Genomic DNA, 10,367 nt, shown 5'->3' on the forward strand with positions numbered 1-10,367 from the left:
GGTACGCGGGGCAATTCCCTGCGCACGTGCCCATTCCGTCAGGTTCATGCACAAGATCGTACAACACTCATGACATCTAAAAGACACTCATGGACTCTTACCCGAGAGCAGGTTCTGACCCCAGGCCACGTTCCTCCAGGGCGGAGCGCAGCTTGGGGTTGCCCCCCGTAGACCTCATCGCCGGCGACCCGGCCGACGCGGTGTCCGGCGTCCAGGAACCGTTCGATCATCGTGCGGGCAGGCTCGGGCTTGGTGGCGAAGGCGATGTCCTCGCCGAGCCCCGCCGCCCGGCAGCGGTCGGGGTCGCAGGTCCAGGCCGCGGGACCGTACAGTTCCCGGTCCACCGCCGCGTGGCCTCGGGCACCCGCATACCCGCGGCCACCGTCTCATGGTTACTCCACACAAGTCACGATGATCAACGACGTCCTTGATCACGATCTACAGCTGGAGTATTAGCGTGCCCACTCCGAGGCTGGCACACTGGAATTGTGGATCTACTGATGGCCGCTGCTGAACAGAATGCGTCCCCATCGCTTTCTGGCGCCACCGTTGTATCGGTCTGCGCATTGGTCTTCACCGTCGCATCCTTTTGGTGGATCAATGCCAGGCAAGGACGCCTGAAGTCGTGGGAGCCTCATTCCTTTGCCGCGATTGTCCACCCCTCCCTGGCTTGCCTGCGGCTCCCGCTTGTCCTTCACAACACCGGCGCGAAGCCGATCGTCGTACAGGATCTCCTGCTCACCTTCCCTGACGAGTCCGCCTCTCATCTACCGCTCCTGTGGAAGTCTTCGCCCTCTCGTCTCGAACCCGGGTCCGACGAGGAACTGAGGTTGCCGGCCGGATTCGCTGTTGCCGGCAGAGAAGCGAAACAACTCTTCATCGAGTTCGAGGCACCGTTTTCGGGATTCGTTGCCGAGGCCCGTGACTACAAGGTGCAGATTCAGGTGAGGCTCGGCCACCGCAAGGGATGGCGCCCGCTTCTGACGTTCACCTTGAGGGCCGCCAACATCATCGATCCCGACCGATACACCGTCTACAGCAACGCACCTCTTGAACTGACGAAGCACGACCGGCAGAAGGCCGACGCCGCGCTTCTGGAACTGCTGGACGGCCGAGAGACGGACGATTCCGCCCGGACCGAGTCCAAGCGCCGAGACTCTTCGAACGACGAGGGCAGCTCCGGTAGGGAGCCGTAGATCGGGAACGTGGTCCCGAGCGCGATCCCTGACACACCCGCACCGAGAAGGCCACCGGTCAGCGGGGACACTGGATGAGCTGTTCGGACCAGATCGTCTTGCGGTTCTGGCCGTGGCGGCAGCCCCAGCGCGTGCCGAGTTGAGCGACGAGGAAGAGGCCGCGTCCTCCCTCGTCGGTCGTCTGGGCACGCCGCAGGCGGGGTTGGCTGCTGCTGGAGTCGGTGACCTCGCAGACCAGAACGTCATGGCGGATCAGGCGCAGTTCCGCCGGTGGGCGGCCGTAGCGGATGGCGTTCGTCACCAGTTCGCTGACGATGAGTTCGGTGGTGAACAGAAGGTCCTCCAGCCCCCACCTGGTGAGTTGACGGGAAGTCCATTGCCGGGCCTCGCAGACGGCGGCCGGATCGGCCGGGATCTCCCAGTGAGCGGTGTCCTTGGCCGGGACGGCGCGGGTGCGGGCCAGCAGCAGGGTCGCGTCGTCGCGCGGGGCTTGGTCCGCCAGGCCGGCGAGGACAGCCCGGCCGGTTGCGTCCAGAGCGCGATCCGGACGGCAGGACGCGGCCAGCGCTTCCGTCAGCCGCCGGATCCCTTGGTCGATGTCGTGGCCGCGCCGTTCGACCACGCCGTCGGTGCAGAGCGCGAGGACGCTGCCCGGCTCCAGATCGATCGTCGTGGTCTCGTACGGCATGCCGCTGAGGGCGAGTGGTGGCCCCGGGCGGATCCCGACGGCTTCGGCGGTTCCGTCGGGCCGGACCAGGACGGGTGGAGGGTGCCCGGCACTGGCCATGGCGCAGCGCTGGGTGACCGGGTCGTAGACCGCGTACAGGCAGGTGGCGCCGACGACGTCGTGGTCGTCGGGCGGAGCTTCGGCCACGAGGCGCTGGACCAGGTCCGCGGTCCGGGTGAGCAGCTCGTCCGGTTCGAACTCGAGGTCGGCGAGGGTCTGGATGGCGGCGCGCAGGCGGCCCATCGTGGCGGATGCGGGCATGCCGTGGCCGATCACGTCCCCGGCGACGAGGGCCAGCCGGAGAGAGGGCAGAGTGATGGCGTCGTACCAGTCGCCCCGGATGCCCGCTCCGCCGCCTGCGGGCAGGTAGACGCCGGCGGTCTCGGCTGCCGGGGTGTCGGTCGTGGCCGGGGGAAGGAGGCGCTGCTGCAGCGCAACGGCCGCCCGGTGCTCGCGCGTGTAGCGGCGGGCGTTGTCGATGGCGAGCGCACCCCGTGAGGCGATCTGGCTCATGAGATCCGCCTCGTCCTCGGTGAACGGGTCGGATCGGCCGGTGCGCCAGACCACGATCGCGCCGAGGGTGAGGCCGCGGGCGTGCAGCGGTGCCACCATCACCGAATGGGCGCCTTTCGGGAGGAGATAGTCGACGAGCTGCGGGCCGCCGATCAGGGCGACGAAGTCGTCACGGCCGCAGACGACTGTCTCGCCGTGCTGGATGCTGCGCAGCAGGGGGTGGTCGGCAAGTGGTGGGACGACTTCGCCGCGCCTCATGCCGGTGGGCCACACAGCGGTGGTCGGCGCTCGGGCCGCGTTGCGCAGGTGCAGCGCTCCACCGCCCAGCCGCTTGGGGGGCTCGTCACCGTCGAACACGGACTGCGCGAGGACGACTGCGGCCAGATCCGCGAGAGCGGGTGCGAGTACGTCCGCAAGGTCCTGCGCGGTGCGCACGACATCCAGGGACCCTCCTACCTGCTCGGCCACCTCGCGGGCGAGATCCAGCTGATGGCGAGCGCGCAACTGCTCGGTGCTGTCGATGTACAGGGCTGCGACCCCCGTGGGGTGTCCTCGCGCGTCCTCCAGACGGAAGGCGGACAGCGACAGCGCGTGCCGTCGCGCCGGATCGTGCCGCCACCTCACTTGCTGGTGCCAGCGGACCACCGGGACGCCCGTCTCGAGCACCTGGCGCAGTACTGCCTCGAGGTTCTCGGCGTCCTCGGCGCACAGGACATCACACAGTCGAGTGTCGGGCTGTACTGGAGGGCCGTCGAGAGTGTCCGGCGTGGCGTTCGTTTGCACGGTGGTCAGATCCGTGTCGTGCAGAGCGATCGTGATCCCGTTCTGTGAGGACAGTGCGCGCAGAAGCGACGCGCCCTGCTCGTGGTGGGTGACGTGGTGGGTAGGTGCCGCCAGGAGGAGGAGCTCCGTGGAGCCTTCCAACCTTGTGGTCCGGAAGGTGACATCGATGGTGTTGCCGCTCTGGTGCCGCAGCTGTACCTGGCCGGATGCCGGCATCTGCGAGGCGCCGCGCAGATTCTCCGAGAGGTCGGCCACCAGTTCCTGCACGGGGCGGCCGCAGACCTCCTCGGAGGAGAACCCCGTCAGGTCCGCTGCTGTCCCGGTCCATCGCACCACCGCGCCTCCATGGTCGAGCACGGCGGCTGCCAGGCCGTCGAAAGCGCAGGCCGCTCCGCTGGGAGCGCGATCGCAGACGCTCGGAGGCTTTGGAGAGGCGCTCGATGAAGTGTTGTTTGCATTCATGTTCATTTTTCGGACTTCCCTGCGAGAGTCTGTGGCGACGAAAGGGTCGGCGCCTTCAGCTTGTGATCAAGACGCAGTCGTCGCCGGGGTCGGCGGCGCATCACGCAGCAGCTGTGAGGGGCAGGTCTTGTTCGGCCCAGACGACCTTGCCGTCCGCCCCGGAGCGCGAGCCACACCGGCTCGACAGCTGAGCGACGAGGAAGAGGCCGCGGCCGTCCTCGTCGAGGGTCTGGGGATGGCGGGGGCGCGGGTGGTTGGTGTCGGTGTCGGAGACTTCACACGTCAAAACCCGGTGCCGGATGAGCCGTAGGCGGCTCGGGCCGTCGCAGTGGCGGATGGCGTTGGTGACCAGTTCGCTGACGATCAGCTCCACGGTCGTCACGAGCGGCTCCAGCCCCCATGCGGTCAGCTGACGGGCGGCCAGGTGTCGGGCGGTCGCGACGGTGGCCAGTTCATTGGGGAGGTCCCAGGAGGCGACCTGGGCAGGTTGGAGTGCGCGGGTGCGCGCGAGGAGCAGGGTGACATCGTCGGCCGGTGCCTGAGTCGACAAGGTCTCCATCGCTCGCGAGCACAGGTCCTCCAGGGATGAACCCGGCTGTGCCAGGGCGGCGCCCAGGCGGCGCAGGCCCACGTCGATGTCCTCGTCGCGGGACTCGACGAGGCCGTCGGAGTAGAACGCGAGCACACTTGCCTCGGGCAGTTCCAGTTCGACGGACTGGAAGGGAACCAGGCCGAGACCGAGGCCGAGTGGGGCTCCGGCGGGCAGGTCGGGGATGGTGACCTGGCCCTCCACGTCGATGATCAGGGGCGGAGGATGCCCGGCCCGCGCCATCGTGCACCGCCGGGTGACCGGGTCGTAGACGGCATAGAGACAGGTGGCGCCCACCACCGCAGGGACCTCGTCGGAAACGTCGGCGTCCTCGTCGTTCAACCGCCGGACCGTGTCGTCGAGGTGCGCCAGCAGTTCGTCGGGGGGCAGGTCAAGGTCCGCGAGCGTGCGCACGGCGGTGCGCAGTCTGCCCATGGTCGCCGCGGCGTTGATGCCGTGTCCGACCACATCGCCGACGACGAGGGCCACCCGTGCGCCGGACAGCTCGATCACATCGAACCAGTCACCCCCCACGCCGTGGTCCATATCGGCCGGCACGTAGCGGGAGGCCACCTCGACGGCGGCGCCACCGCGCACACGGTGGGGCAGCAGGTCGCGTTGGAGGGTGAGGGCCGCGGCGCGCTCGCGCGCGTACTGGAGAGCGTTCTCCAGGCAGAGCGCGGCCCGGGTGACGAGCTCCTCGGCGAGGAGCAGGTCGTCCTCCTGGAACGGCGTCGGCTCCTCGGAGCGGGCGAACACCGCCAGGCCCAGCACGCTGCGCCGCCCACGGATGGGTACCACCATCAACGAGTGGACGCCGCTGTTGCGGACCTTCTGCGCCCGTTCCGGGTCGTGGTAGACCCAGGGGCCATCGATGTCCAGCACCGGTTCCAGGTGAGACGTGCCCGTGCGCAGGGCGGCGGCGAACGCCGAGGTCGGCAGAGGGTGGATCACCTCTTCGCGCACCCACGGCAGCGTCGGGACATCCGGGTCGATGGTGGCCACACCGGCCCGGCGCAGCACCGGGCGGCGCCTGCTCGCCGTGCCGGTCCGCGCTGCGGGCTCCAGGCCGAACGGCACCGACTCCACCAGGTCGACGAGGGCGTGATCGGCCAGCAGGGGCACGGCGAGGTCGGCCAGTTCCTGCCCGGTCTGCATGACGTCGAGGGTGCTGCCGATGCGCGTGCTGGCCTCGCTGAGGATGGCCAGGCGCTCGCGTGCCCGCCGGTTGCCGGTGACATCCACGACCATGCAGCACACGCCCACGGGCGTGCCGTCGGCGCCCTGGAGGCAGAAGAACGAGGCTGAGAACGCGTGCTCACGGCGCCGGTTGGCAGGCGGCCACGCCCGGAACTCGTGGACCCTGGTGGTGCCGCTCTGCAGCACCTGCCGCATCACCACCTCCAGCGCCTCGGCCTCGAAACCGGGCAGCGAGTCCTTCAGACGGAGCCCGAACCGTCGATCACTGGGCACGCCGTCGTGACGCTGCATGGCGTCGTTCACCCAGGCGCAGCGCAGCTGCGGGTCATAAACGACGATGCCGATCGGTGCCCGGGCAAGGAGCGACTCCCGTACCGGTCCGTTGATCGCACCCGAGGACAGCGAGCCTATGTCGGTCACGGACACCAGCCACCGGGTGCCGGCATCCTGCCCCAACAGCAACGAGACCCGCAGCGTCATGGTGAGCGTGTGGCCCTCGCGATGGCGGATCGCCACAGTGCCGGACCAGCCACCCTGGGCGCGGCACTGCTCGGCGAACACCGAAGCCCTCTCGGCGTGCTCGGGGGGCGGCAGCACATGTGCGGCGGACCGGCCCACCACCTCTCGGGCCGAGTAGCCGACAAGCTGCTCAGCGGCCTGCGTCCACCCCGTCACGGTGCCCTCGTCATCGGTCATCGCTATGGCCGCATCGGGTATCTCGCGGGGGCTCGCCGGCTCGGCGAGTGGACTGTGGTCGGTGTTCGGCACTGGGGTTCATCCCATCGTGGAGGTGACAGAGCGTCGGCATGTGGGCGCGGCGGCCCGACCTGTAGCCGTGGTGGACGGTGATCCCAGTGGTGCAGGTTGGAACCCTTTGTCCATTTCTGATGAAATAATCAGATACGACCGCTTTGCCGTCAAGCCCCCCAAAACTGATCAAATAATCAGATTGGCGATGAGGTGGCGGTCAGCGGCCCCCGCCCGGACGGAGACCTGGCGGGGGTCGACGGCGTCCAGGGTGGACAACCAATGCCTCCAGTGTGATGATTAATCCATCAGAACTGGCTCTTTTATCGCGGTGTATGCCGATGTCAGCCTCACGCAGGAATCGCTTCGAACGCCGTCGGGCCGAGACCCGGCAGGCACTCGTCCACGCCGCACGGACGATCCTGGCCGAGTCCGGCGACACCAGCGTGAGCATTCGGACCATCGCGGAGCTCGCCGACGTGGGCTTCGGCTCCTTCTACAACCACTTCACGGGCAAGCCGGACCTGTTCGACGCGGCTGTGGCCGATGCGCTGGGGGAATACACCCAGGCCATCGAGGAACGGCTGCACGGCCTCGACGATCCCGCCGAGCGCCTCGCCGGCGGCGTGCGGCTCAGCGCCCGCATGGCTGGGGCACACCCTGAGATCATGCGCATCCTGCGCCACAGCGGGCTCGGCCGCATATGCGCCGGCCGCGGACTCGCTCCGCGTGCGAGGCACGATGTGGAGCAGGGGATGGCCTCGGGCCGCTTCACCGTGATCGACCCGGTCGTCGTTCTGGTCGCGTTGAACGGCAGCATGCTGGCGCTGCTGGAGCTCTGGTTCACCCATCCCGACGTGGACCACGGCCAGGCCTCGGACAGCATGGCCGAGATGCTCCTGCACATGCTCGGACTCTCCGCGGACGATGCCCGCGACATCGCCCGACGCCCACTTCCTGCCGCGGCCTGAGGAGGGCGCCGGGTCCATGCGGCTTCACAGTCGCGCAGCATGGCATTGTGGCGGTAGGAGGCGGGTCCTGGACCGGGCGCGCCATGCCGAGGCGAGGGATCGGCGCGCCGAGCGCGGCCCGGGCCTCGATGCGGGCCAGGGTGTGCCGTGACAGAGGCGGATGCCGCTGCCGAAGCCGAGGTGCTGATCGTTCGGGCGGATGGGGCCGAACCGGTACCGGCCGGGCTCGTGGAACCGCCCGGGGTCGCGGTTGTCCAAGGTCAGCACAAGGATGACGGAGGAGCCCCCTGGGCAGGCGTGGCAGCGACGTCCCTGGCGGCGAGCGGACCTGCGGTCGCTCACGTGTTCCTCCACCGCTCGTGGCAGCAGGCCGGGTCCGCGGCGCAGGTGGTCCAGCTGCTCGGGTCGGCGCACGAGGCAGGCCCCGGCCCTGTCGCTCGTCGGCCGACTTCGGCGGCGCGTCCAAATTCCACTACACCCGGTTTGTGCTTATATGCTCTCTTTCGTGCTCCGGACTGGGTGGATGTGGCCTCGTCGTCCTTTTCGTGGACGGTGGAGTCTTGCCCTGCTGTCACCGGTGATCTTGACCGTGGTCATCGCGAGCCTGGCGTTCTCCACTCCGAGAAAGATCGCTTTTAGCCGCCTCCTGACCGCCGCACCCGCCCTCGCGGCGTCCGTCTGGCCCGTGCTGCCCACCGTTGCGCTGGGAGCGGTCTGCGTTGCGATCATGATCGGGTTAAGCCTTGTCTACCCCGATCTAGGTACCTGGTTCACCGTGGGTGCCATTGCCGCGGTCACCGGGGCCGCGGCGTACGCGTCTCGTGTCCGCATCCAGAGGGAACAGGCGTTCGTCCAGCTCCGCCTGGTTGCGGAAGCGGCACAGAAAGTCCTCTTGCGCCCCTTGCCTCGCCGGGTCGGTTGCATCGAAATCGAGTCGATGTACGTCGCAGCGGCCGCGCAGGCCCGCATCGGCGGGGACTTCTACGAAGCCGTCTCCACGCCGTACGGCGTGCGACTGATCATCGGCGACGTTCGGGGCAAAGGCCTGCCCGCAGTAGGAGCGGCTGCGGCGGTGGTCAACTGCTTCCGGGAAGCCGCATACGACGAACCGACCCTGGAGGGCATCGTCCACCGCCTGGATGTGAGCAGCACCCGGCACAGCTGCACCCTGCCCACCGGGGAAGTACTGGAGCAGTTCACCACCGTGGCGCTCGCCGAGTTCCCGCACCAGGGCGGTCGCATCAAGCTCCTCAACTGCGGACATCCTCCCCCACTGCTCCTGCATCACGGCAATCTCCATGTACTGAACCCCACCGCCCCCTCGCCCATGCTCAACCTTGCGGCACTCATCGGCACCGACTACATCACCGACACGATCGTCTGTTCCTCCGGTGACCAGTTGCTCTTCTACACCGACGGCGTCATCGAGAGCCGGAACGGCAGAGGCGAGTTCTTTCCGTTGCAGGACTGGATGCGTCGCCAGACCTCAGCTGACCCCAGGGAACTGCTCGACACGCTTCATCGGGATCTCCTCCACCACAGCGGTGGCGGACTCGACGACGACGTCGCAGCCCTCGCGGTGCGCCTTCATGCCGACTCAGCGGAGGGGGTGGTCTGAGATACCGGACGGAGATCGGGTCGAGTGCAGGCGCCTATCTCGACCAGGGAATCCAGGCCGTACCGGCCGGCGCCACCGCCCTAGCCGCAACCGCCGCCACGGCCAGCGCCACGATGCCGCCACGTTCCGGGGCAAGGTCACGTACTCCAGTACGAAGCCCCGGCGCAGCACGGCCTGGCGGGAGACCTCGCTCGCGTCGCCCACCAGGCGAGTTTCCCGGCAGCCCCACACCAGGTCCCCGGTTCGGGTGTCTGAGCTTGGGATGACAGCACTTCACGGTGACATCGATGGGCCGTACGGCGAGGTGTCGTACGCGGATGCCCCCAATCAAGCCAGTCCGGACGCCGTGGGCGGGCGGGGAGCGGTGCCGGCTTCACCGGAACGGCCGTGTCGTTCCGGTGAAGCCGGTCGATCAGCGTGCGGTGCCCTTGCGTCGGTCAGCGGACGACGCGGACGGTCACTGGCATGGAGGTGCGATCCGTCTTCGCGTGCTGGTGGTGCTTGTCGGTCGAGTACAGAACTGAACGGAACTGCAGCTCACCCGTATGCGTGGTCCTGACGCTTGCGCGTGCATCGCCGTTGAAGCTCCGTGCGACGGCCTGCCAGCGGCCCCAGTGGCCGGGTTTGCCGGACCGCTCCTGTATGACGAGCACGGTGTACTGCTCGGCGTCGTCATCACCCTGGCCGTGCACCTTCACCACGTGGCCGGCATGCGCGGTGTGGGGGGTCGCCTGAATCGAGATGTCGCTCTTCGCGAACGCAGGGGATGCCGCCAGCACTGCTGAGGTCACACCCAGCGCGCCGACCGCCACGAGCCGCTTCATACCAAGCTTCATGCTCGGTTCTCCTTGGATCTCTTCGCTCCCTTTGCATCAACTAGGATTCAAAGCTAACTAATTGATGCGCTTTCATCGAATAAGAGAGACTGGCGCGCCAAGAAGTTGACCCTCGATTGTCACTACCCCGTAACTGGTGTCGGATGACCACCGCGCCGCCACACCGTGCGCTCACCGAGATGGGCTGTTTGACAGCCACCCAGTCGTCCCAGGTCAGAGGCGCTGACTCCGACTGGCTTCGTCATCAAAGGACATCCGTCTCGATCAGCTTCGCTCGTGCAGACCACGCTGGCACTCAGGCGCCCACAGCGCACGCCGAACGCGACCCAGCGAGTGACGTGGCGCATGAGCCGTCCCATCGGGCGCACCTATCGAAGCGGTACGCACACAGCCCTCATCCGTCACTCGTCCGGACGACCCACGGGACATGTCGACCGCCGTTTCGGAAACGGGGTCACCCATGGGTCTCAAGACAAAGCGGTGGCCTCGGATCCCGCTCAGCCGGAGAGACGACAGTCCCTACGATCGGTCACTGCAATTCCCGACTCTTGAGCCTGCGCGGGCTCGCCACGAACGTCCGCCGCAAGATCCCTTTTACCCTGGCCCCAGGTGACCACAAAGAACGGAGGGGGGGTCTGTACGGTGAGTGGTGTAACTCCAGAGCAGGAAGCGACAGTTGATGACTGACGTGACGAGTGACACCGAGGCCGGGAAGGCCGCTGCGA

Annotated in this window: 6 protein-coding genes and 1 pseudogene; 3 read left to right on the forward strand and 4 right to left on the reverse strand. The window is 67.8% G+C overall.

The annotated features are described in order from the left end of the window. Positions 1–118: 118 nt before the first annotated feature. Positions 119–371 (reverse strand): annotated as a pseudogene (locus ACFY2Z_RS41220) (transposase); the annotation flags it as partial. A gap of 117 nt (positions 372–488) precedes the next feature. Between ACFY2Z_RS41220 and ACFY2Z_RS41225 the strand changes: the two are divergent. Next, on the forward strand, positions 489–1,196 hold the full coding sequence (locus tag ACFY2Z_RS41225) for a hypothetical protein (protein WP_390749128.1): 708 nt from the start codon (positions 489–491) through the stop codon (positions 1,194–1,196). A gap of 58 nt (positions 1,197–1,254) precedes the next feature. Here the strand turns inward: ACFY2Z_RS41225 and ACFY2Z_RS41230 are convergent, their stop codons facing one another. Next, positions 1,255–3,552 carry a SpoIIE family protein phosphatase gene (locus tag ACFY2Z_RS41230; protein WP_390749129.1) on the reverse strand — a complete coding sequence of 766 codons (2,298 nt, stop codon included), beginning with the start codon at positions 3,550–3,552 and terminating at the stop codon, positions 1,255–1,257. A 229-nt stretch (positions 3,553–3,781) separates the two neighbouring features. After that, positions 3,782–6,238, reverse strand: a complete 2,457-nt coding sequence (locus tag ACFY2Z_RS41235; protein ID WP_390749130.1) for a SpoIIE family protein phosphatase — start codon at positions 6,236–6,238, stop codon at positions 3,782–3,784. A gap of 314 nt (positions 6,239–6,552) precedes the next feature. Here ACFY2Z_RS41235 and ACFY2Z_RS41240 point away from each other — a divergent pair, with 314 nt between their 5' ends. Both ACFY2Z_RS41240 and ACFY2Z_RS41245 read left to right on the forward strand, forming a co-directional pair. Next, entirely contained in the window at positions 6,553–7,188 is a 636-nt protein-coding gene (locus ACFY2Z_RS41240; RefSeq protein ID WP_390749131.1) for a TetR/AcrR family transcriptional regulator, read from the forward strand. A 493-nt stretch (positions 7,189–7,681) separates the two neighbouring features. After that, a complete protein-coding gene (locus tag ACFY2Z_RS41245) occupies positions 7,682–8,806 on the forward strand; it encodes a PP2C family protein-serine/threonine phosphatase (protein WP_390749132.1) in 1,125 nt (374 codons plus the stop codon). A 437-nt stretch (positions 8,807–9,243) separates the two neighbouring features. Here ACFY2Z_RS41245 and ACFY2Z_RS41250 read toward each other — a convergent pair whose 3' ends face one another. Beyond that, positions 9,244–9,630, reverse strand: coding sequence for a hypothetical protein (locus tag ACFY2Z_RS41250; protein WP_390749133.1), 387 nt, complete (start codon positions 9,628–9,630; stop codon positions 9,244–9,246). Between the last annotated feature and the right edge of the window lie 737 nt (positions 9,631–10,367).

The organism is Streptomyces sp. NPDC001222, assembly GCF_042896945.1.
Lineage (GTDB): Bacteria > Actinomycetota > Actinomycetes > Streptomycetales > Streptomycetaceae > Streptomyces > Streptomyces gibsoniae.

Bases quoted from the DNA above. Each gene is read 5' to 3' on its own strand.
- ACFY2Z_RS41240 (WP_390749131.1), top strand. From the start codon at position 6,553: ATGCCGATGTCAGCCTCACGCAGGAATCGCTTCGAACGCCGTCGGGCC.
- ACFY2Z_RS41245 (WP_390749132.1), top strand. From the start codon at position 7,682: ATGCTCTCTTTCGTGCTCCGGACTGGGTGGATGTGGCCTCGTCGTCCT.
- ACFY2Z_RS41250 (WP_390749133.1), bottom strand. From the start codon at position 9,630: ATGAAGCGGCTCGTGGCGGTCGGCGCGCTGGGTGTGACCTCAGCAGTG.